General features: G+C 42.3%; 23 protein-coding genes and 1 pseudogene. 17 read left to right on the forward strand and 7 right to left on the reverse strand.

Annotation, left to right across the window (positions count from 1 at the left end):
• The first annotated feature begins 527 nt into the window (after positions 1-527).
• Positions 528-890 (forward strand): CoA-binding protein, encoded by a 363-nt coding sequence (locus FHG64_RS15585; RefSeq protein ID WP_139067267.1) that lies wholly within the window; start codon positions 528-530, stop codon positions 888-890.
• Here the strand turns inward: FHG64_RS15585 and FHG64_RS15590 are convergent.
• Positions 810-2306, reverse strand: a complete 1497-nt coding sequence (locus FHG64_RS15590) for a sodium:solute symporter (protein WP_139067268.1) — start codon at positions 2304-2306, stop codon at positions 810-812. The genes FHG64_RS15585 and FHG64_RS15590 overlap by 81 nt on opposite strands.
• 95 nt (positions 2307-2401) lie before the next feature.
• On the opposite strand from FHG64_RS15590, the pseudogene recR reads away from it, so the two are divergent.
• Together recR and FHG64_RS15600 are read left to right on the forward strand one after the other, a co-directional pair.
• Positions 2402-3018 (forward strand): annotated as a pseudogene (recR, locus tag FHG64_RS15595) (recombination mediator RecR).
• A gap of 237 nt (positions 3019-3255) precedes the next feature.
• Complete coding sequence (locus tag FHG64_RS15600) at positions 3256-4569, forward strand: dihydrolipoamide acetyltransferase family protein (protein WP_139067269.1); 1314 nt, start codon at positions 3256-3258, stop codon at positions 4567-4569.
• A 242-nt stretch (positions 4570-4811) separates the two neighbouring features.
• Here FHG64_RS15600 and FHG64_RS15605 read toward each other — a convergent pair whose 3' ends face one another.
• The gene (locus tag FHG64_RS15605; protein WP_139067270.1) at positions 4812-6119 is read right to left on the reverse strand and encodes an IS110 family RNA-guided transposase; all 1308 of its coding nucleotides are present in this window, start codon (positions 6117-6119) and stop codon (positions 4812-4814) included.
• A gap of 1039 nt (positions 6120-7158) precedes the next feature.
• On the opposite strand from FHG64_RS15605, the gene FHG64_RS15615 reads away from it, so the two are divergent.
• From FHG64_RS15615 to FHG64_RS15665, 11 genes are all read left to right on the forward strand, one after another.
• Positions 7159-7935, forward strand: a complete 777-nt coding sequence (locus FHG64_RS15615; protein WP_139067271.1) for a 3'-5' exonuclease — start codon at positions 7159-7161, stop codon at positions 7933-7935.
• 13 nt (positions 7936-7948) lie between these two features.
• Entirely contained in the window at positions 7949-8563 is a 615-nt protein-coding gene (locus FHG64_RS15620) for a fumarylacetoacetate hydrolase family protein (protein WP_139067272.1), read from the forward strand.
• Entirely contained in the window at positions 8564-8905 is a 342-nt protein-coding gene (locus FHG64_RS15625; protein ID WP_139067273.1) for an Hpt domain-containing protein, read from the forward strand.
• Positions 8905-10185, forward strand: a complete 1281-nt coding sequence (locus tag FHG64_RS15630) for a competence/damage-inducible protein A (protein WP_139067274.1) — start codon at positions 8905-8907, stop codon at positions 10183-10185. The genes FHG64_RS15625 and FHG64_RS15630 overlap by 1 nt, the downstream gene beginning before the upstream one ends.
• Before the next feature lie 131 nt (positions 10186-10316).
• Positions 10317-10556, forward strand: coding sequence for a 50S ribosomal protein L28 (rpmB, locus tag FHG64_RS15635; protein ID WP_139067275.1), 240 nt, complete (start codon positions 10317-10319; stop codon positions 10554-10556).
• Between the two features lie 24 nt (positions 10557-10580).
• Positions 10581-10763, forward strand: a complete 183-nt coding sequence (gene rpmG, locus FHG64_RS15640; RefSeq protein WP_139067276.1) for a 50S ribosomal protein L33 — start codon at positions 10581-10583, stop codon at positions 10761-10763.
• 6 nt (positions 10764-10769) lie between these two features.
• Positions 10770-10922: a DUF4295 domain-containing protein gene (locus tag FHG64_RS15645; RefSeq protein WP_139067277.1), complete on the forward strand. Its 153-nt coding sequence runs from the start codon at positions 10770-10772 to the stop codon at positions 10920-10922.
• A 134-nt stretch (positions 10923-11056) separates the two neighbouring features.
• The gene (gene ftsY / locus FHG64_RS15650; RefSeq protein ID WP_139067278.1) at positions 11057-12013 is read left to right on the forward strand and encodes a signal recognition particle-docking protein FtsY; all 957 of its coding nucleotides are present in this window, start codon (positions 11057-11059) and stop codon (positions 12011-12013) included.
• Between the two features lie 49 nt (positions 12014-12062).
• The gene (locus tag FHG64_RS15655) at positions 12063-13691 is read left to right on the forward strand and encodes an amidase family protein (protein ID WP_139067279.1); all 1629 of its coding nucleotides are present in this window, start codon (positions 12063-12065) and stop codon (positions 13689-13691) included.
• A gap of 1 nt (position 13692) precedes the next feature.
• Positions 13693-13980 (forward strand): hypothetical protein, encoded by a 288-nt coding sequence (locus FHG64_RS15660; RefSeq protein ID WP_139067280.1) that lies wholly within the window; start codon positions 13693-13695, stop codon positions 13978-13980.
• Between the two features lie 11 nt (positions 13981-13991).
• Positions 13992-14855 (forward strand): aminotransferase class IV, encoded by an 864-nt coding sequence (locus FHG64_RS15665; RefSeq protein WP_139067281.1) that lies wholly within the window; start codon positions 13992-13994, stop codon positions 14853-14855.
• Positions 14856-15377: 522 nt separating this feature from the next.
• Here the strand turns inward: FHG64_RS15665 and FHG64_RS15670 are convergent.
• Complete coding sequence (locus FHG64_RS15670; RefSeq protein ID WP_139067282.1) at positions 15378-16511, reverse strand: DmpA family aminopeptidase; 1134 nt, start codon at positions 16509-16511, stop codon at positions 15378-15380.
• Between the two features lie 214 nt (positions 16512-16725).
• Here FHG64_RS15670 and rimO point away from each other — a divergent pair, with 214 nt between their 5' ends.
• The 3 genes from rimO to FHG64_RS15685 are packed head-to-tail and all read left to right on the forward strand — an operon-like array spanning position 16726 to position 18979.
• Entirely contained in the window at positions 16726-18078 is a 1353-nt protein-coding gene (rimO, locus tag FHG64_RS15675; RefSeq protein ID WP_139067283.1) for a 30S ribosomal protein S12 methylthiotransferase RimO, read from the forward strand.
• A gap of 59 nt (positions 18079-18137) precedes the next feature.
• Positions 18138-18560, forward strand: a complete 423-nt coding sequence (locus FHG64_RS15680; RefSeq protein ID WP_139067284.1) for a hypothetical protein — start codon at positions 18138-18140, stop codon at positions 18558-18560.
• Positions 18557-18979 carry a hypothetical protein gene (locus FHG64_RS15685; RefSeq protein WP_139067285.1) on the forward strand — a complete coding sequence of 141 codons (423 nt, stop codon included), beginning with the start codon at positions 18557-18559 and terminating at the stop codon, positions 18977-18979. Before FHG64_RS15680 ends, FHG64_RS15685 begins: the two co-directional genes overlap by 4 nt.
• A gap of 14 nt (positions 18980-18993) precedes the next feature.
• On the opposite strand, the gene FHG64_RS15690 is transcribed toward FHG64_RS15685, so the two are convergent.
• The 4 genes from FHG64_RS15690 to FHG64_RS15705 all read right to left on the reverse strand — a co-directional run bounded on the left by FHG64_RS15690 (position 18994) and on the right by FHG64_RS15705 (position 22841).
• A complete protein-coding gene (locus FHG64_RS15690) occupies positions 18994-20052 on the reverse strand; it encodes a class I fructose-bisphosphate aldolase (protein ID WP_139067286.1) in 1059 nt (352 codons plus the stop codon).
• 24 nt (positions 20053-20076) lie between these two features.
• Positions 20077-21369 carry an erythromycin esterase family protein gene (locus tag FHG64_RS15695; RefSeq protein ID WP_139067287.1) on the reverse strand — a complete coding sequence of 431 codons (1293 nt, stop codon included), beginning with the start codon at positions 21367-21369 and terminating at the stop codon, positions 20077-20079.
• Positions 21370-21474: 105 nt separating this feature from the next.
• The gene (locus tag FHG64_RS15700; RefSeq protein WP_139067288.1) at positions 21475-22167 is read right to left on the reverse strand and encodes a TVP38/TMEM64 family protein; all 693 of its coding nucleotides are present in this window, start codon (positions 22165-22167) and stop codon (positions 21475-21477) included.
• Between the two features lie 62 nt (positions 22168-22229).
• Complete coding sequence (locus FHG64_RS15705; RefSeq protein ID WP_139067289.1) at positions 22230-22841, reverse strand: TIGR02117 family protein; 612 nt, start codon at positions 22839-22841, stop codon at positions 22230-22232.
• Positions 22842-22856: the final 15 nt, after the last annotated feature.

The following is a 22856-nucleotide window of genomic DNA, read 5'->3' on the forward strand; positions in this document are numbered from 1 at the left end:
CAGCGTTTTGATGAAAATCCTGCCTTTTATAATTAAAGACTGCTGAAAACTTGAGTTGTTACAAAAACCTTCAATTTTCTTTTTCTTCTTCCGGAAGTATCACAATTAGCTGAATATCAATTTTAATGGCATTAGCCGCTACTATGCAATACCTAATTAAAATTTACAAGCCTTTCAGAAATACTTCTATTATAAAGACGCCTTAAAAACAGAAATGTTACAGCAAAATGAAAAAACTTTTTCTTTTCTTCCGGGGAAATAGAAAAGCTAATGGTAACCAGCAGGGGGAAAGGAGGATATGGGAAAAAGAAAGTCCACGCTATTTCTGGCGTGGACTCCTTTTAAGAGGTTCAGGAATAAATATTCACCATCAAAAATATTCTCCCCTTGCTCTAAGAATGGCCGGCATTCACTTTAGAGACCTACATAAAAATAAATTGTTACACTTCCCGGGAAACCCTAACTTTGAAATTAGAACATTTATTTCCCTGAGGTTTTGCCAGGGATGTGAAATAAAAAGTTGCAATATGGAAAAGAAAACTTTGGTTTTGGGGGCGTCCCTAAAACCTTCAAGATATTCGAATATCGCTATAAAAAGGCTGGTTTCGTATGGCCATCCTGTAGCAGCTGTAGGCCTAAGAAGGGGAGAGGTTGCAGGAGTGGCAATTACCAATGAGATGGAGCCTTTTCAGGACGTTGATACCGTTACTCTCTACCTCAATCCACAAAGACAGCAGGAGTATTATGATTATATACTTTCCCTGCAGCCCGATAGGGTGATCTTTAATCCAGGTACAGAAAATCCGGAATTATACACCCTCCTTAGAGAGAACAACATCGAGATCGAGGTCGCCTGCACGCTGGTCATGCTTTCTACGAATCAATACTAGCCCGGTAAAGGTTATAAGCGCGTTAAGGATAAGGATAAAGAAACCAAATTCAAAACCAAACCACTGCAGGCTATTAATGCTTATGAGGTAAGAAAGCACCGGGGACGCCATCGCGATCCAGGGAACCCATTTATCCTTTATTTGCCATTTAGTAAAAAGGCCGAATGAATATAATGCAAGGAGAGGGCCATAGGTGTAGCCTGCAAACTCAAAAAGTTTATTGATCACGCTTTTGTCTTCAATTGCATATTTAAAGACCAGCATTACGAGGATAAGCAAGAGGGAGATGCCAACGTGAATTTGTTTCCTTATTCGCACCTGCTCCTTTTGATCATATTTCTTTTCAATTTCCAGAATATCAATACTAAAAGAGGTAGTTAGAGCAGTAAGGGCACTGTCTGCACTGGAATATGCAGCGGCGATAAGGCCAAGTATAAACAATACCGCCACGGCCATTCCCAGGTCCCCGCTTGTCGCAATTGCCGGGAAGAGATCATCTTTTTGGGCTGTGATGCCGGCAACTTCAGCATAATCAGTTAGCAATAAACCAAGTGCGAGGAACATAAAATTGGCAATGGTAAGGATAATGGTAAACCAGAACATATTTTTTTGAGCGTCTCCCAGGTTCCTGCAGGTTAGGTTCTTTTGCATCATATCCTGGTCCAGTCCGGTCATGACAATAGCAATAAAGGCCCCGGAGATAAACTGCTTGAAAAAATAATCCCTGCTTTTCCAGTCATCGAAAAAGAACATTTTGGACATATCACTATCGGCAATATAGCCCATAATATTAGTGGCAGAGATCCCCAGATCATTAGAAATATAAATTGTTGTGGCCCCAAGGGCAACCAGCATGAAGAGGGTTTGCAGGGTGTCTGTCCATACAATGGTGTTAATTCCGCTTTTAAAGGTATAAAGCCAAATAAGAAGGATGGTAAGTGTAACAGTAATATAAAATGGCACTCCCATGGCATCAAAGATGATAAGCTGCAGCACATTGGCCACCAGGAAAAGCCTGAAACTCGATCCCACTACCCGGGACAGCAGGAAAAACGAAGCTCCTGTCTTATATGAGGAGTTGCCAAACCTGGTATCGAGATAAGTATAGATGGAAGTAAGGTTAAGCCGGTAATAGAGCGGTAGCAATACCTGGCCTATGACCGCGTAACCAACCGTATAGCCAAGCACAACCTGGAAATAGCTAAAGCCCTGCTCGGCTACTGTTCCCGGAATAGATATAAAGGTAATCCCGCTTAAGGAGGCGCCTATCATCCCAAAAGCTACCAGGTACCAGGGAGATTGCCGGTTTGCCTTAAAGAATTCCTCATTGGAACCGCCCCTGTTCGTCAAAATGGAAATAAGGATCAATACGCCGAAGTAGCCTGCAATAAGCAGTAGTATTTGGTAAGGCTGCATAAAATAATGTCTAGATGGGGACGAAATTACAAATTAACCATAAACTTCATGGTTCTACAGCCCAAATCATTTCTCAAAATATGTAATTTTGCGGTATGGATTTTTCTTCTAAATTACTTGAACAGGCTGTTGCAGAGATGTCCCAGTTACCGGGAGTGGGAAAACGCACTGCCCTTAGACTTGTATTACACCTGCTTAAACAACCTGAATTGCAAACCACCCAGCTCGCAGAAGCCCTTACTAAATTACGTACGGAGATAAAACTGTGCAGGAACTGCCATAATATAAGCGATACAGAGGTTTGTGATATATGTTCCAATCCCAACAGGATAAGAGAGATCATTTGTGTGGTAGAGGATATACGTGATGTAATGGCTATAGAAAACACTTCCCAATACCGGGGTTATACCATGTACTTGGAGGTAAAATAAGTCCCATGGATGGCATTGGGCCATCACAGCTTAATATAAGGTCCCTGGTTGAGAAGGTAAAACAGGGGGAAGTAGAGGAGATCATCTTTGCATTAAGCAGTACCCTGGAAGGGGATACTACCAATTTCTATATCTTCCGGCAACTGGAGGGAACAAAGGTAAAAACCTCGACCATTGCCCGTGGAATTTCGGTTGGCGATGAACTTGAATATGCAGATGAGGTTACCCTGGGTAGAAGTATTACCAATCGTGTTCCCTTTGAAAGTTCTTTAAAGAGCTAGATTGGATGGAGAACATACTGTACGAAATGGGTGGGAAATAATTACCAATTCATTAGAATATGGCTTATTTCTTTAATTTGCGATGCTTAAATCGTAATTTTACCTACATTCTAATCAATTCCATAGAGGGTAGTTTCTATAACAGGAACTTTTTTTATTGAATTTTTAATACTAATGAAGCGTTATTTTAACTAATTTCGCAAATATAATTCTTGAAAACATCTTTGAAATAATAATATGGCAAAGTTTGAACTAAAATTGCCCAAAATGGGTGAAAGTGTTGCAGAGGCAACTATTACAACCTGGTTAAAAGAAGTAGGCGATACCATTGAGGCAGATGAGGCAGTACTGGAAATTGCTACAGATAAGGTAGATAGTGAAGTTCCCAGTGAGGTCGATGGAAAATTGATCGAAAAACTTTTTGAACCCGATGATGTGGTGCAGGTAGGGCAAACCATAGCCATTATTGAGACTGAAGGTGATGAAGCCGGTGATGATACAGCAGCAACAGAAGATGCAGCACCTATGGTGAAAGAAGTTGAGGAAACCGTTACCTCTGCAACAGAAGCCGTCTCTGGTTCAACTGAGGATTTCTCAGGATCTGATAGATTTTACTCACCTCTGGTTAAGAACATTGCCAAGAAAGAAGGTATTTCCTTAGAGGAGCTGGAGCAGCTGGAAGGAAGCGGAAAAGACGGCAGGGTGACCAAAAATGATATCCTTTCATATGTAGAGAATCGTGGTGATGCTCCTAAAAAGGCAGCTTCAAAAGGTGAAAGCATAGATACCGAAAAGCTTGAGCCTGTGGTGAAAAAGCAACCGGCTGCTGTAAGTGTGAACGGGGAAGATGAGATAATTGAAATGAGCCGAATGGGTAAAATGATCGCACACCACATGGTGGAGAGCGCACAAACATCTGCCCACGTACAGTCATTTATTGAAGTTGACGTAACCAATATTTGGAACTGGAGGAATAAGCATAAAGACTCCTTTGCAAAACGTGAAGGAGAGAAACTCACCTTTACTCCAATCTTTATGGAGGCGGTTGCAAAAGCTATTAAAGATTTCCCACTTATTAATATATCTGTGAGTGGTGATAAGATCATAAAAAGAAAGAATATCAACCTTGGAATGGCAGCCGCCCTTCCTGATGGTAACCTTATAGTGCCTGTAATTAAGAATGCAGACAGGCTTAACCTGGTAGGTCTTGCCAGGGAAGTAAATGACCTTGCAAACCGCGCAAGACAGAATAAATTAAAACCAGATGATATCCAGGGCGGTACCTATACCGTCACCAATGTAGGAACTTTTGGAAGTGTTATGGGTACTCCAATCATCAACCAGCCCCAGGTAGCAATTCTTGCTTTGGGTGCAATAAGGAAGGTGCCGGCGGTAATCGAAACCCCGGAGGGTGATTTTATAGGCATACGCCACAAGATGTTCCTTTCCCACAGCTACGACCACCGCGTAGTAAATGGTGCCCTTGGAGGACAATTCGTCCAGAGAGTAGCACAATACCTGGAAGATTTTGATGTGAACAGGACCGTTTAGAAGAAAATATATTTCTATTAAAAACCCGGATTGCGTCGCGATCCGGGTTTTTTTGTACAAGAAACAAGAAACAAGAAACAAGAAACAAGAAACAAGAAACAAGAAACAAGAGCCAAGAAACAAAAGTTAAGAAACAAGAAAAAGGAGAAGAGAGCAGAGAGAAGAGATGGGATGCGTGGAATAGGAGACGCTGAACACCCAACTCTATTAGATCTTGAAACGCGTTACCATTGACGTATTTTCTAAGTTGCTGTATTATAGCTGATTACCACTCCCATTTCTTTAGCCATTTTGAACAGGCTTTTTTGCTTATTAAGCAATAATTTTTCCTGATAAGCTTTAATTCCCTCTTCTACATAGGTTAATCCTTTTACAAATAATTTCCAGTATAATTCAGCCAGTTTTCTTGCTACTGCTTTAATAGCGAGCGACGGACCTTTTCTTGCTCTAATCTTGTGACCGAAGGCTCCAAGAGTAATATTCTTGCTGTTAAGCAGACTATGGGCAGCTTGTTTAAATATTAGTCCAGCCTTGGGTTGGCCTTTAGATTTATAGTTTTTCCTCATTTTGCCGGAGTGATGCTGTTTGGGTGCCAGACCAAGCCACGAAGTAAAATGTTTTTCTGTTTTCCATTTTTGCAGATCAGTACCAACTTCAGACAACAATTGTAACCAGTTATAGTCGGTGATGCCGGGTAAGACGGTCGCATCTTTATTATGGAATATCCTTAACAGGTAATTACCCATATTTTTTATTTCCGGTTTGTGGTGTCTTATAGGCTTTCTAGGAGACTTTGGATTATTTTGCGGGGGCTCATTGGAGCTCATCTTTTGAAGCACTCCTTCCAGTTTCCTGTCACAGCGAACTATTTGTTCCTGGTAGAAGTCGTAGCAAGTAACCGCCTGTTCTAAAGCAAAAAGCCCCGCCTCGTTATAATGACCTTTTAAAGATTTTACTATTAGTTCTCTTTTTGTTTTTAAAACACTGCTATGGCACATTTCAACTAAAATATCAGGATTTCTTTCTCCAGCTAAAATAGCCCTGATGATCTTCAAACCGCTTGATCCATGCACCTGACTCAGAACCTCCTTTAAGCGTATATTCATCATCGTGAGAGCCTTTTGCATGTGGTTGACATGCATCGCGGCGCTACGAATATGATCTTCTCGCAGGCGCTGATAACTCCGTAGTTCCTGAATCAGGTCTTCTGCTACAAAACACCTGTTTAATAACCCATAACTATGCAGCTGCTGTATCCACTGACAATCCTTTACATCAGTTTTCCTGCCTGGCACCTGTTTGGTACTTCTACCATCTACCAGCCACACATCAAGTCCTTGTGTCTGAAGGATATCATACAGGATTATCCAATAAACACCAGTGGTTTCCATAGCAACAGTGTCTACATTGTTTTCAAGTAAGTAAGATGCTGCATTTTCCAAATCCTCCGTAAAGGTGTCGAAGCTTTTCACATCTTTACCTTCCAGTCCAACAAAAATTTTTCGGGCACCTATATCAATACCCGCGGCATGTGTTCTAATTTTTTTCATGGCGAACAATTTTAAAAACCACAGTTGGAAAATCTTTCAGCTTGCAAGACTACCATTCGGGCATCAATAAAATTGAGCACCAGCATCGCTAACAATATTTTCCAAAACCATACTCAGGAACAGGTATGAAAACACTATACTTATATCGGTTAACTCGTGGTTCATTATATTTACCATTAAAATTACGTCAAAATCCTACGCTAGGTAATTTTTTTTACCGCTGGTCTCAGGATGACGTTAGTGAGAAATATCGAGCAACGGAAGAAACAAAAAAACATTGTGCATTCGTGGCTGATCTTAAATTCCAAGCACCCAATTCCAAATTCCAAATGCCAGGAGAAAAGAACCAAAAAACAAGAACCAAGAAACAAGACAAAAGAGTGAAAAGAAGAGCCAGGATGCGGGATACTAGCCGCTGAACACCTGACTCCATTAGATCCTGAAACGAGTTCAGGATGACGTCATTGAGGTTTTTCGAACAACGGAAAAAACGAAAAAATATTCGCGCATTTGTGTCCTCCCAACCAATCCACAAAAGCACTAAATTCTAAATTCCAAACCATTGGTGTCCGGTAAAAGAGTCTAGACCGCTTCCGCTGCTAGAATATAGAACCTAGACTAAAATCTACATCTTTGTAAGTCAGATATTTACCCAATAGTAAAAAGCCGGAATTTTCTTAAACTATTTTAAATTCCAAACTACCCCATGTGAAGGTTGATAAGAATTCAGACTATATGTAGCAAGGCTTAACGTAAATTCACATTATTTTAATCGGACACCAATGATTCCAAACTCCAAACTCCAAACTCCAAACTCCAAACTCCAAACTCCAAACTCCAAACGCCAGACTCCACAACTTTCAACCTACAACTTTTAAACCTACAACCTACAACCTACAACCTACAACCGACAACTGACACCGACAACTGACAACCGACAACCGACAACCGACAACCGACAACTCCTCTCTCAATACTCACTTCTCAATACTCTTATCTAAAAGACCTTTCCTATCTTTACGGAAAATAAGAAGAGAATATGGAGTTAAAACTTACCAGGCCAATTTGTTTTTTTGATCTTGAAACAACAGGAACAAACCTGGCAAAGGACAGGATTGTCGAAATTGCAATCCTTAAGGTGTATCCTAATGGTAACAAGGAGAGTAAGACCTGGCTGGTGAATCCAGAAATGGATATTCCTGCAGAGGTGGTAGCTATTCACGGGATCTCCAATGAAAAGGTGGCCGGTGAACCTACTTTTAAGGAACTTGCTCCCCGTGTTCACGAAATGATCAAAGGCTGTGATCTGGGCGGTTATAACTCCAACAGGTTTGATATACCGCTTTTGGTGGAAGAATTACTGCGGGCGGGAATTGATTTTGAGATGAAGTCAACCCACTCTGTAGACGTTCAAACCATTTTTCACAAGATGGAACAACGTACCCTTTCTGCCGCCTATCAATTCTACTGCGGAAAGAATCTCGAGGATGCCCATTCTGCTGAAGCAGATACCCTGGCGACCTACGAGGTGCTGAAATCCCAGATCCAGAAATATGAGGAGCTTGAGAATGATGTAGCCTCCCTGGCCCAGTTTAGCGCAAGAAAAAAGTTTGCAGATTTTGCCGGCTTTATCGCCTATGATAAGACCGGGGCAGAGGTCTTTGCTTTCGGGAAATATAAAGGGAAGAATGTGGAGAAGGTATTGGAGGAGGAGCCGGGCTATTTCGGCTGGATCCAGAATGCCGATTTCCCTCTTTATACAAAACGGGTGCTTACCTCCATCAAACTGCGAAAACTAAATACCAAACTCAAATAGCAAAGAGCCTTCTATGAAAATAATTTGCATTGGTAGGAATTATTCTGAACATATTTCTGAACTAAAAAATGAAAAGCCAGTGGACCCGGTGATCTTCATGAAACCCGACACGGCAATCCTGCTTAAAAAACAGCCTTTCTTCATCCCAGATTTTTCAGAAGATATACATTACGAGGTGGAAGTGCTGGTTAGAATCAATAAAGTGGGGAAATATATACAGGAAAAATTTGCCCATAAATATTATGATGAGATTGGCCTGGGGATAGACTTTACAGCAAGGGACCTTCAGCAAAAATTAAAAGAAAAGGGACTTCCCTGGGAAAAGGCAAAGGCTTTTGACGGCTCTGCATTGATAGGTGAAAAATGGTTGGATAAAAATTCCTTCAGCAATATAAATAATATTAACTTTAGCCTGCAAAGGAATGAAGAGCCCGTGCAAATGGGGAATACCGGGGATATGTTATGGAAAGTCGATGAGATCATTGCGTACGTATCTCAATTCTTCACCCTTAAGATTGGAGATATAATTTTTACCGGCACGCCTAAGGGTGTAGGTAAAGTAGAGGTTAATGACCGCCTTACAGGATTCATTGAAGGCCAGCAACTTTTTTCAATAAACGTAAAATAGATGAACAACTACTACGATTTAAAGGACGTGCGGGAAATGGCAGGGGAAGACGATGATTTCGTTAAGGTGATCGTGCAAACTTTTTTAGAGGAGATCCCTCCAGATGTGGCTTCCATGAGCCAGGCGATAGACAATGGAAACCCTTCCCTGGCATACCAGTATGCTCATAAAATGAAACCCAATCTCCAGCTCTTTGGCTTAAATCTTATGGACCAGATCCTCACAATAGAAGCCTGGTCCAGGGGGGCAGCGAAGGAGGCAACTGCTGTGACGGCGGGCAGGGAGATCGCTACTAAAGTAGGCCTGGCCGAACAAGAGCTAAGAAATGATTTTGGGTTGTAATGACTGCAGAGATTATTACAATAGGAGATGAACTCCTTATTGGGCAGGTGGCCGATACGAACTCATCTGATATTGCCCAAAAACTTGACCGCATAGGTATAAGCGTAAACCAGATCCTTACAATAAAAGATGAAAAAGAGCCTATCCTTAATGCGATGGAACAGGCCACGGGAAGGGCAAATGTGGTGATCATCACCGGCGGTCTTGGCCCTACAAAAGATGATGTTACCAAATACAGCTTCTGCGAATTCTTTGAGGATACCCTGGTGAATAATGAGAAGGTGCTGCACCATATAGAAGAGCTTTTTAAGAAAATTAAGAACACTCCAATTTCAGATCTTAACCGGGAGCAGGCAATGGTGCCGTCACGGGCCAGGGTCCTGCATAACAAATATGGAACTGCACCGGGGCTTTGGATGGAGAAGAAGGGGACTGTCTTTGTTGCCTTACCAGGTGTGCCCTTTGAGATGCAAATGCTTATGAACCGGGAGGTGATCCCGGCCCTTAAAGAAAAATTCAACCGGCCATATATCTACCATAAAACGGTAAGGACCTTTGGTTTGGGTGAAAGTGCAGTGGCCCAAAGGTTAGAAGAGTGGGAGGATAATTTGCCAACTCATTTAAAATTAGCCTATCTACCAGATCTTGGAAGTGTAAGACTGCGCCTAAGCGGCAAGGGTGAAAACGAGGAAGAATTAAAATCATTGGTTGAAGAGCAACTCGATACCCTGTATCCCCTTATAGAGGATATAATGTCCAATAAAGTGCAGGAGGATGATGACATTACAGTGACCATTAGTAAGCTCCTGCTGGAAAGAGAGCAATTTCTTGCTGCGGCGGAGAGTTGTACGGGAGGGCACCTGGCAGCTCAATTTACCACCAACCCCGGTGCCTCTACCTGCTTTAAGGGTGGTATTGTCACCTATGCAACCCGCTCCAAAGAAGAGATCCTTAACGTACCACACGAAATAATAGAAGAGCACAGCGTGGTAAGCAGTGAGGTAGCAAAAAGTATGGCCAAAAATGCAAGGGACCTCTTTAAGGCAGATTATGCCCTTGCTACCACGGGTAATGCAGGACCTAAAAAGGGAGAAAGTGATGCAGAGGTGGGGACGGTTTATATAGGAGTGGCAACACCACAAAAAGTTTACTCGCATAAATATGTTTTCGGAAAAACCCGGGAACAGGTAGTTAATAAAGCTGTAAATAAAGCTTTTGAGCTTATTTTGCAGGAGCTTGTTAAAAATAGTTCTTCCGGAAAAAAAGACGGGGGGCATTGATAACAGCAGCGTGGCCTATTTTTGCGGTACATTCAAATCACAGAAATTATTTTTTAAATAGTGTTGGCTGTTACGTAAAAAAATCGTTAATTTGCAGCCTGTTTTGAAATAACAAAATAAAGAATAGAACAATGTCAAGAGTTTGTGAGCTTACGGGTAAAAAAGCAATGGTAGGGAACAATGTTTCTCACGCTATGAATAAAACCAAACGTAAATTTAACATCAACCTGTTAAAGAAGCGTTTTTATATTCCAGAGGAGGATAGATGGGTAACCTTAAAGGTATCTGCATCTGCATTAAAAAACATCAATAAAAAAGGGATCTCTGCTGTAATGAAAGAAGCCAGAGAAAAAGGTTATTTGAATAAATAATCCCAACCACCAAGACACAGTGATATGGCAAAGAAAGGTAACAGAATACAGGTAATCTTAGAATGTACAGAGCATAAGGAATCCGGAAAACCGGGTACTTCAAGATATATTACAACTAAAAATAAAAAGAACACGCCAGATAGAATGGAGTTAAAGAAATTTAACCCTATCCTAAAGAAAATGACGGTTCATAAAGAGATAAAATAATAAGTCATGGCAAAGAAATCAGTAGCAAGTTTACAAACAGGTTCCAAGAGATTGACCAAAGCCATCAAGATGGTAAAGTCACCAAAGACAGGTGCATATACTTTTGTTGAAGCAATTATGACGCCTGAGCAGGTTAATGACTTTTTAAGCAAGAAGTAAATTATTTCAAAATATATTAAAAGCCGTCCAGGGTCTTCTGGACGGCTTTTTCTTTTTATGTATATTTACCTTTTTATTATGCACGCGGTGCTTTAGACGACCTAAATAGGTTCGCTTACCAAAATTTTCAGGAAATGAGTTTATTTAAAAAGATGTTTTCAAGGGAGAAAAAAGAGACCCTTGATAAAGGATTAGAGAAATCAAAAACCACTTTCCTTTCCAAAATGGGGAAAGCTGTTGCCGGGAAGGCAAAAGTAGATGATGAGGTCCTGGATGATCTTGAGGATGTTCTTATAAGCAGCGATGTGGGGGTGGCAACCACCATTAAGATCATAAGACGAATTGAGGAAAGGGTGGCCCGGGATAAATATTTGGGAACAGAGGAGCTTAACGAAATCCTTAGGGAAGAGATCGCTGGACTACTTTCTGAAACAGATAGCGGTACAGGTGATGGTTTCACATTTCCGAAAGATAAAAAACCATACGTGATCATGGTGGTTGGCGTTAATGGTGTGGGGAAAACCACCACCATTGGAAAGCTTGCCCACCAGTTCAAACAGGAAGGGAAAAGCGTATTGCTTGGAGCTGCCGATACTTTCAGGGCAGCGGCAATTGATCAACTTCAAATTTGGGCAGACAGGACACAAGTGCCTATTGTAAAACAAAAAATGGGAAGTGACCCGGCATCTGTAGCTTTTGATGCTGTGCAAAGTGCAGTTAAACAAAACGTGGATGTGGTGATCATAGATACTGCAGGAAGGCTTCATAATAAGGTAAATCTAATGAATGAGCTTACCAAGGTTAAACGGGTAATGCAAAAGGTTGTGGATGATGCACCACACGAGGTATTACTGGTACTTGATGGTTCTACCGGCCAAAATGCCTTTGAGCAGGCAAAACAGTTTACAGCCGCGACAGAGGTAACTTCTCTTGCAGTTACAAAGCTGGACGGTACCGCTAAAGGCGGGGTGGTCATAGGTATAAGTGACCAGTTCCAGATCCCTGTAAAATATATAGGCATTGGCGAAGGCATCAATGACCTGCAAGTATTTAACAAGTTTGAATTTGTAGACTCTTTCTTCAAAAAATAAATAAAATAAGCCTTCATAACCAGAGGGCTCTAAACCCAAAACTCTTACAATGAAAAAATTCTATTTCATCCTCCTTTTTATTGCCATGACCGGTTGTAAGGAAAACAACAGCGATACCAATGAAGAAACGGCACAAGATACCCTTGCAGTGGCAGAAAGGGAATATAAGGTTCTTGATTCCCAATTCCTAGATAAAGATGTGACCTGGGAGCCCTTTAATGAAGACCTTGAAAGAATTTCAGAAAACCGTTATGGCGTTTTAAGCCCAATGATCCTTGATAAGACAATTCCTGAACTTCAACAAGCTATAAAAAGGGGAGATTTCACCTATGAGGAAATGGTTTTGTTCTTCCTGCACAGGATCAAAAAGCTGGACAGGAATAATGCAAAAAGTCTTAACTCGGTTATCGCTTTAAATCCAAACGTGGTTGAGGAAGCAAGGAACAGGGACAGGGATTTGCAGGAAGGAAGACAGGAGAAGCATCCCGCCTTTGGGATCCCGGTACTTCTTAAGGATAATATCAATACAAGTGACATGGCCACTACCGCAGGCGCAGTTGCTCTTACAGAGAATAGAACAGAAGATGCATTCATTGTTGAGCGGCTAAGAGAGAACGGTGCTTTGATCCTTGGAAAGGCTAATTTGAGTGAGTGGGCTTATTTCTTTTGTGGCGACTGCCCCAGTGGATATTCAGCAATTGGGGGTCAAACCCTCAACCCTTATGGAAGAAAGATCCTGGATACCGGCGGTTCCAGTAGTGGTAGCGCGGTAGCCGTGGCGGCAAATTTTGCTCCCGCAGCTATAGGGTCTGAAACCTCAGGCTCCATCCTGTCTCCTTCCAGCCAGAATTCCCTTGTTGGCCTTAAGCCTACTATAGGAGTGCTTAGCAGGGGAGGGATAGTACCTATTTCCAGTACCCTGGATACCCCGGGGCCAATAACAAAATCTGTTATTGACAATGCGATCATCTTTTCTGCAATGACAGGAAAGGATTCAAAAGATCCCGCTTCTATGCTCAATAAAAATAACGAAATTGATTTTTACAGCGGTATATCAGGAAACACCCTTAAAGGTAAGAGGCTGGGAGCTATGAAGAATCTAATGGAAGATTCACTTTACGTAGCTGCTGTAGAAGATCTAAGAAAGGCAGGAGCAGAGGTGATCATCTATGAACCCGAAGAGGTACAACTGCCAAATTTCATTAGGTTACTAAATCTTGATATGAAAAAAGATCTTCCAGATTATTTAGAGACCTATGGTGGGGAAGTGGAAGTGCGAAGCGTAGAGGATGTGATGGCTTATAACCTGGAAGACACTCTGGCCAGAGCCCCTTACGGGCAGGCTCTTTTTCAAGGGATAATGGCAGATACTGCTACTCCCGAAGAATTTGCAGCTATCAAAGATACCCTAAGAAGAAATGGCAGGAGATTCTTTGATGTTCCTATGAAGGAACATAATCTCGACGCCATATTATCCATTAATAATTATCACGCAGGTTTTGCAGCGGTAGCCCATTATCCCGCCATTACCGTTCCAATGGGATATGGGGAGAACAATGCACCAAAAGGCCTTACCTTCTTTTCAAAACCATATACAGAAGCCAATCTTTACTCCCTGGCCTATGGGTATGAACAGGCTTCAAAAAGAAGGGTTTCTCCAGGGGATTACTCCGACTAATATGAAGGACCGTAACCTTAAAGCGCTTATAAGCAAGATCATATTGTTCTACAGTGTGTTCTATGTAGTAATGAAATTAATAGCCATTCTTTTCCAGGGGGCATGGCCAATACCAAATCTAATCCTGGCATTGCCTTATGTAGCCTTTGCCCTGGTAGGGTGGAGGATGTTAAAGACTAATACCTACTCGTGGATCTATGTGATAGCAGGAGTGATCATAATTAGTGTCATTAGATACTATGAAATGGATTGGCAAATCGAACTCCAGCAATATTTCACCGGGAATTAATACCCAGCACAATGAAGCCAGTAAAAGAATATCCTGCAGAGGTCTATCTTAACGGAAGTTGGATCAAGCCACAGCAGGCAACCATATCGGTATTTGATCGTGGTTTTATGTTGGGTGATGGCATCTATGAAGTTACCCCTTATTACAGCGGAAAGGCTTTTAAGCTGAAGGAGCATCTTGATAGGTTGCAGTATTGCCTGGAGGAAGTGCAAATAAATTTTGATGCTTACCCCATAGCTGAAATTATGGCTGAAGCAATTGAACGTGCAGGACTGGCTGAAAGTGATGCTGCCGTATACGTACAAATTACCCGCGGCGTAGCTCCCCGCACTCATTATTATCCTGAAAAGATTTCGCCCACTGTTCTCCTTTATGCCTATCCTGTAAAACTGGAAGGCTTTGAAAATAAGGAATGGAAGGTACTTTCCTCAAAGGATAAACGCTGGCATCGCTGCGACATAAAATCCACGGCGCTACTGGCAAATGTCATGGCAAATGAAGAAGCTATTGCAAGGGGCTATGACGAGAACATCCTGGTGAGAAAAGGTTATTTTACTGAAGGTTCCCACTCCACTATATTTTTTGTGAAACACGGTACTGTCTTTACCCATCCTGAAGGGCCTCATATTCTTTCTGGTGTAACCCGGCAGGTAGTGCTGGATCTTTGCAGGGATTTAAAGATCAAAGTAAGGGAAGATAAGGTACACCTCGATGAGCTGGTTGAAGTAGATGAGATCTTCCTTACAGGCACCACCACTCAAATCGTCAAAGTAGCTTCTGTACATTCCCTGGAAAAAGAGATTTTCACACCCAGGAAAGACACAGTAACCAGGCAGTTGCAGGAGGAGTTTTTAAAACTCACCCGGGGAAAATAAGTCCACTCATAATTGCGATGGCGCAGATTATAATCCGTGAGGAAGAACAATTTTTATCGGCAACGAAAAATTGTGACATCTTAATACCGATGGCGAGGTCTGCAATTGTGATGGCGCGGATTTGCAATCCGTGACTACCTCAAATCTTATTATTAGCAACGAAGAAAATTATTGATGGCGCGGATTTGTAATCCGCGACGAACCCCGCTCAAATCAGTGAGTCGCAATTGTGAACCAGTTGAAACCACAAAGAAGCTTATTTAGAGTGGCGATAAAAATAAGCTACTTATACTCTGCTGCACAATTGAACTTTTAAAGATCATTTAATAATCCCAACTAACATGGCGCGGATTTGCAATCCGCGACGAGAAACAACTTTCAGCCACAACGAGCAGTTGTGAGATCATTATAATGATGGCGCGGATTTGTAATCCGCGACGAACCCCGCTCAAAATCCTTGACGAACCCCGCTCAAAATCCGCGACGAATCACCCTCACAATCCGCGGCGAATAATTCACACATTATTCCAGTACCCCATATTCCCTTAGGATTGGAAGCACTTTATCCATTGGCAGTGCCTCTATAGTCCTTCCTTTAAATCCTGTAGTAGATTCTGCCATAAAGAGGGAATTAAGGATAGCTTCTTCAGTAGCTTCTATGGCAGCCATAAAAAGCGGGGACATGAGGTCATTGGGTACTACCTCCTGTTTTAAAAGCTTTCCATCGACCTTATAAGGAGTACGAACTCCTTCAGCAGTAGAAAAGGCGATCACATAATCCCCGCTGCCGTTGGAAACGATTCCGCCGGTCTTGGCCAGCCCCAGGAAAGCACGTTTTGCCAGCCGCTCGAGGTTCCTGCTGTCCAGGGGAGCATTTGTGGCGACCACTATCATACAGGAGCCGTCTGCATTATTAAAAAGCTCATTGCTGAAACTGAATTTCCCCAGCTCTTTTCCCACCGGTGCCCCCGCTATTTCCAGCACTCCGCCAAAATTAGTCTGCACCAGTACTCCAATGGTGTAACCCCCTAAATTTTCAGGTAACTTCCTCGAGGAAGTCCCAATTCCGCCCTTATAACCGAAGGCTACGGTCCCTGTTCCTGCGCCTACATTTCCTTCAGCAACAGGTCCACCTTCGGCCTTTTGAATGGCGGTGATCACATCTTTCTTTTGTACATGCCTCCCGCGAATATCATTCAGGTAGCCGTCGTTGGTTTCCCCCACCACCGCATTAACCGAATAAACCTCCTCATTCCCGGGAAGCCCCAGGCTGTATTCGATAACCGCTTCCATAGCAGTGGCTACATTTAGGGTGTTGGTGAGAATAACGGGAGTTTCAAGATTTCCCAGCTCCTGCACCTGGGTGCTGCCGGCCAGTTTTCCAAATCCGTTACCCACAAATACCGCTGCGGGTACTTTCTGTTGAAAGATATTTCCTGGATGTGGCAGGATAGCCGTAACTCCGGTTCTTACAGAATTTCCCGCTACAAGGGTCGTATGCCCTACTTTTACTCCCTCCACATCTGTAATCGCATTTTGTGCTCCCGTTGGCAGGACGCCAATTTTCACCCCCAGGTCCCGTGCTCGTTGCTGACTAAAACTGTTAGTAACACACAGGATAAGGAGTAAAAAGAGGAAGGCGGGAATTCTCATCATTATTGATATTTTTCGTTAGCTGCTGAAATTTATATTTTTTCTTCCGACTATACCTCCTTATTGAAGCATAAAATCTTAGATACCTTTATTTTGATTTATAGATCGTATCTTTGCACCCGTTTTAAAGTATACCTTTTTGAATAAAAGGCCTCCCAGGTTTTTAAAACCTGGGGGGTCTGCCAAAACTGTTAGGTATCAAATAGTTATTAATAGTATGAGGACAAAGTCGTTAAAGAAGAACAAGATCAATGTAGTAACCCTTGGCTGCAGTAAGAATGTGTATGACAGCGAGGTGTTGATGGGGCAGCTGCGCGCCAATGACAAGGATGTTGTTCATGAGGAGGAAGGTAACATCGTGGTGATCAATACCTGCGGGTTCATTGATAACGCCAAGGAGGAATCTGTAAATACTATTCTTGAATTTGTCCAGAAGAAGCAGGATGGGGAAGTGGACCAGGTATTCGTGACCGGTTGCTTAAGCGAGCGATACAAGCCGGACCTTATAAAAGAGATCCCAGATGTTGACCAGTATTTTGGCACAACAGAACTTCCCGCATTGCTGAAGGCCCTTGAAGCCGATTATAAGCACGAACTGGTAGGGGAACGACTTACTACCACACCTAAAAACTACGCTTATCTAAAAATAGCTGAAGGATGTGACCGTCCCTGTTCTTTTTGTGCCATTCCTTTAATGAGAGGAAAGCACCGGTCTACTCCCATAGAAGACCTGGTGACTGAAGCTAAGAACCTTGCCGCACAAGGGGTGAAGGAATTGATCCTTATCGCCCAGGACCTTACGTATTACGGGCTGGATCTTTATAAAAAGAGAAACCTGGCAGAGTTGCTGGAGAACCTGGTAAAGGTAGAGGGAATTGAGTGGATTCGTCTACACTACGCCTTCCCAACTGGATTTCCACTGGATGTCCTGGAGGTAATGAAAAGGGAGCAGAAGGTTTGTAATTATATAGATATCCCGCTTCAGCATATTTCCGATGATCTGTTGAAATCGATGCGAAGGGGAACCACCCACGAGAAGACAACCAATTTACTTAAGGATTTCAGGAAATTTGTACCGGAAATGACGATACGTACAACCCTTATTGTTGGTTATCCCGGGGAAACCAAAGAACATTTTCAGGAACTCAAGGATTGGGTAAAGGAGATGCGTTTTGAAAGACTTGGCTGTTTTACCTATTCTCACGAGGAAAACACACATGCCTATAATCTCGAGGACGATGTGCCACAGGAAATAAAGCAACAGCGTGCTAATGAAATTATGGAAATCCAATCTCAAATTTCCTGGGAACTGAATCAGCAAAAAATAGGACAAAACTTTAAAGTTGTGATAGACCGTAAGGAAGGCAATTACTTTGTGGGCCGTACTGAATTTGATTCGCCAGATGTTGATAATGAGGTGTTAATAGATGCTACATCTACTTATTTGAAAACCGGGGAATTCTACACTATAAAAATAACCGAAGCTGCAGATTTTGATCTGTACGGTGAGCCGGTGGATAAAAATACAGGAAAACCAACCCGAAAGGAGATCAAGGTAAGAGCCGTTTAAATTTCTCATTTGCACTTCCTCTTCAAAAATTCTTATCTTTAGAGGGTAATTGATCAAATATGCCTTCAATAATTAAGGAGCCAAATTTCTTCAGGGAGAATTATTTTACTGTATTCGGTGCTGTCTGGTTGTTTATTGGAGGTGCAGTAGTTCTAATTGATACCGGGATGATACTGGGGTACCTTTATCTCATAATAGCGGTGGTATACTTTGGTGTGGGATACTTTAAGCGTCACCAAAAGAAGGCTTATATTGAATGGAACGATGAAAAACTTGTCTTTAATGACTGGTTTCAAAGCCCTGTAGAGTACTCGCTGTCTTCCATTGATGCCATCATCGTATCTGGCCAAAATCTCACTATAAAATCTGGTGCGGCCAATGGGACTATGGTCGATCTAAAGGGATATAAGGAGGAAGATATCCAATTTTTACAGGACGACCTTAATCAATTTATAAGCGCAGGTAAGACACTACCGGCATGAAGGTAATAAAGCGACAGCATACTTTCAGGAAATATCAACATTGGGTAATGGCCACTCTATGGCTGGGGGTTGGGCTTATTTACATACTGGTAAATGACAAACCCTTGAATGTGATGAGTTTTCTCTACTTTATAGTAGGAATAGGGGAAATAAGTCTTCAGTTTTTTTATTTAAAGAAAGGCAGGGCAGAGGAGTCTATCTTTTGGAATGAGGAAGTGATCATTGTTCAGGAACTATTTCAAAAGCCTAAGATTTACGATATTGAAGATGTTGACCAAATCACTGTTACCCCTAATAATTTTTTGTTGAAATCTGGTAAGGCTAAGGGCATAATGCTTGACCTTAAAGGTTTTACTGAAGAAGATATTAAAAAATTACAGGCCCGGTTCGCTGCCGGGCCTGTTCTTACATCTTCCTGAATATGGTCTTTGAACTAAGCCACCGTAATTCCAGGCTCCAGGTAAACTTCCTGTACACTCCTTAAAATATCTATTCCCTGCTGCAATGGCCGCTGGAAAGCCTTACGGCCCATAATGAGTCCGCTACCGCCGGCGCGTTTGTTTATCACTGCTGTGCGTACTGCCTCCTGGATATCAGATTCTCCCTTGGAACCTCCACCGGAATTTATTAGGCCAATCTTGCCCATATAGCAATTGGCCACCTGGTAACGGCAAAGGTCAATTGGATGATCTGTGGTAAGGCTCTCATACATGTCCTCATCCTGTTTACCAAAATTGATCTCCCTGTAGCCAAAGTTAGTTTCGGGTAACTTCTGCTTAATGATATCGGCTTTTATGGTAACCCCAATATGATTTGCCTGCCCGGTAAGATCTGCAGCGGTATGGAAATCTTCTTTTTTGGTCTTGAACTCACTGTTCCTGGTATAGCACCATAGGATGGTTGCCAGTCCAAGTTGATGGGCCTCTTCAAAGGCGGCAGCAATCTCCTGGATTTGCCTGCTGCTTTCTTCAGATCCAAAGTAAATTGTGGCACCAATAGCGGTAGCGCCCATATCCCAGGCCTCCCTTACACTACCAAACGGGATTTGGTCATAGGTGGTAGGATAGGTGAGTAGCTCATTGTGATTTATCTTTACTACAAATGGGATCTTATGAGCATATTTTCGGGCGTGAAGGGCCAGGGCTCCAAAAGTGGTGGCTACCCCATTACATCCTGCTTCTATCGCCAGTTTGAGAATATTTTCAGGATCAAAATAGTCCTGGTTCTTATAAAATGAAAATGCGGCAGAATGTTCTATCCCCTGGTCAATTGGTAAAATATTCAAATAACCGGTACCTGCAAGATTTCCGTGGTTGTATAGACTTTGCAAGCTTTTTAACACCTGCGGATTCCTGTCACTATTAATGAAATTATCCACAGTACGTGGCCCGGGGATCTCCAGGCGTTCTTTTGAAATCTTTTTACTTACATGGTCCAGGTAATAAGAAGCATTTTCTCCAAGCTTTTCACGTATTTCATCTATAGTCTTCATAATATATATTTAAATGGTTAGTTGCTATATTCCAAAGGGGTAGGTGTCTGGTATCCCAATACCGCCGGGTTCTATCTTTAAAGGATGTAATGCAGTGGTTTCCTCAAGATATAAAAAGGCATCATACCGCTGTGGCATCCTGCTGGGAACATAGTTTCCCCGTTCCCTTTCCGGGTGGTAGACCACCCCAATGGCACGATGGCCTGTTGTTTCAGCAAAATGCTGCTGCAGGTCCTCATTTTCCCTAAATATGATCAGGGCATTTTCCCCATATTCTTTGTGTAGCTTATACTCCACACTACTTTTGATGGCCGGCGGTACTTTCATTATTTTCATAGGGCTTCCCCAGTAATCACCTGCGATCACACTACCTTCATAAGAACCAAAGCCGGCAATAAAGACTTCCTCTCCTGGATGTTGTTCCCTAACAAGCTGTCCAACATTCACCAGGCCATCCTCTGCCATATTTGTTGCCCTGGCATCTCCAACGTGAGTGTTATGCTCCCATATGATCACTTTTGCATGGGGTCCATGATACTTCATAAGGCTGTTCAGGGTTTCCACCATGTGCCGGTCGCGTACGTTCCAGGAATCTTCTCCAAACCCTGCCATAGCCCGGTAATATTTTTCAGCATTAGCCATTACCAGGCTGTTTATCTCTGCATTGAGGTCGGCTTCCTTTTCACCTGAATATTTATGGGTGTTCTCACGTACTTCCTGCAGCAACCTGATAACTTCATCTCTGCATCCCGGCCGGGCCCCTGAAAATACCGAGGCATACGAATCCCTTTCCTTAAAAGGTTCGAAACATTTAAAGGCATTCTTCGCGAGTTTGGCAGTTTTAGGGTCCTCCTTTTCCAGGTAATTAACCATTATCTCCATCGAATCCCAAAGGCTGTAAACATCCAGCCCATAGAACCCTATTTTTTTCTCTTCGGGGAGCGAGGAGTTATGATCTTTAAGCCAGCCGGCAAGGGCGGCTATTTCCCAATTGGCCCACATCCAGGTAGGCCACCGGTTAAATTGTGATAATACATCTTTTACTGCAGTGGTATCGTTAGGATCCTTGAGCCATTTATTGATCCTGTAACAATCTGGCCAGTCGCCCTCAACTGCTATGAAAGAAAAACCTTTTTCCAAAATGAGGCGCTTTGTGATCTTTGCCCTCCAGGTGTAGTATTCATGGGTTCCATGACTCGCCTCTCCCAGCAATACATAGCTGGCATCCCCTATAGTATCCATCAAAGGGTCAAGGTCATTATCTGTCTCCAGCCTTTTATAAAAAGTATCTTTTATTCTCTTTTCTGAAGAAAACATAATTAGGTTGTTTGTTTACTGAATATAAGGGTTTTAAGTTAGAGGTGGCGAACCTGAAATTATAAAAAATTGATAAATCTTAGGGGGTTCTTCAGTTAAGGCTAGTCACTTCCTTTTGCGCTTTTTTTGATCAATGTAAATATAGATGGCATAAGCTACCAGGCCTGCACCACCAATCCAGTAGAGGCCATCTTTTAATTTTTGGGTATCTTCAGAAAAATATCCTACAGCCAGGGTAAGCGGGACCATACCGGCAAGGGTGGCCGTAATAAACCTTTTATATTTCATTTCAAACATTCCTGCCAAAAAGCTAATGGCATCATTGGAGAGAAAAGGAGAGATCCTGAAAAGCACTACAGATCCAAAGGCGTAATTATAGATCCAGAAATGCATCTTTTCAAGATTCTTTTTTCCAATAACTTTTTCAAGGAAAGCCCCCTTTAATTTAACGCCAATATAATAGCCAATAGTCGAGGCAAGCGTTACTCCAATTAGCGAAATAAGAACACCAAGCCAAAAACCATAGGCCATTACCGCGATAATGATGGGCAGCCAGGAAGGGAAAATAATTAGGAACATTTGCAGGATAATGAAAATAATGATCGCCAGAGGTCCCCATATGCCAAATTGTTTAAAATATTCCCGGGTGAGTTCATCGTTTCCATTTTTAAGGACTCTCCAGGTATCATCAATGAAATTTCTGAATTCACCAATGCCAAAATAAGCCAGCACCAGTAAGATAATTACCAGGCCAGATGCATAGAAGGAGAGATATTTTGAGGAAAAAATTGAACTCAAACTCTTTTTCTATTAATTCAATGATTTACAGATAGCTGTTGTTTTAAGAGATTGATAAATATCTATGGATACCTGTAAAAAATACCTTCTACAAAAGGAGTCCATAGGCAGGCTTCAAGTCCTGCTTGCTTAAGACCGTTATTTACCCAGGTGTTGCAGGTATTGAAGAGATGCAGGGATCCCCGTGCTTTGTAAAAGACATCATCGTGGGAATAATGAAGGCCTGCAACCGGCTGGCTCTGTCCGGTTTCAGCATCTGGTTCAAAGGTGTTCTTTATATAATGTGATAGCTTGCTGTATTCTTCAGTAGTAATAAATAGCACCTTTGTATCCTCATCCACAATTAGGGTATGGTGAAAGGTGACGTGCATGGCCGCGGGAGTTTTTAAGAATAGAGCTTTAAATCCCGTGTCCAGCGTAAGATCTTCCCATCGGGGGGTATTGGCATAGAATCCCAGGTCTCCCCATCCAAAACCTACATATTTGTATTTGGAAGAATTTGAAAGCGTATGTTCGGGCTTGACGGTCTTGGTCCAGTCCTCCATTGGTGTCCTTAAGGGAACAACAATATCTGTGTGCATGCCGTTGCTTACAAGATATATTTTGAGATCGGGATCTTTGCTATCCCTATCATGGTTTACGGGGATAGCAGCTCCAACAAGGACCAGGATCATTTAGACCAAGGGAGG

Origin of the sequence: Antarcticibacterium flavum, assembly GCF_006159205.1 — a bacterium.
Classification (GTDB): domain Bacteria; phylum Bacteroidota; class Bacteroidia; order Flavobacteriales; family Flavobacteriaceae; genus Gillisia; species Gillisia flava.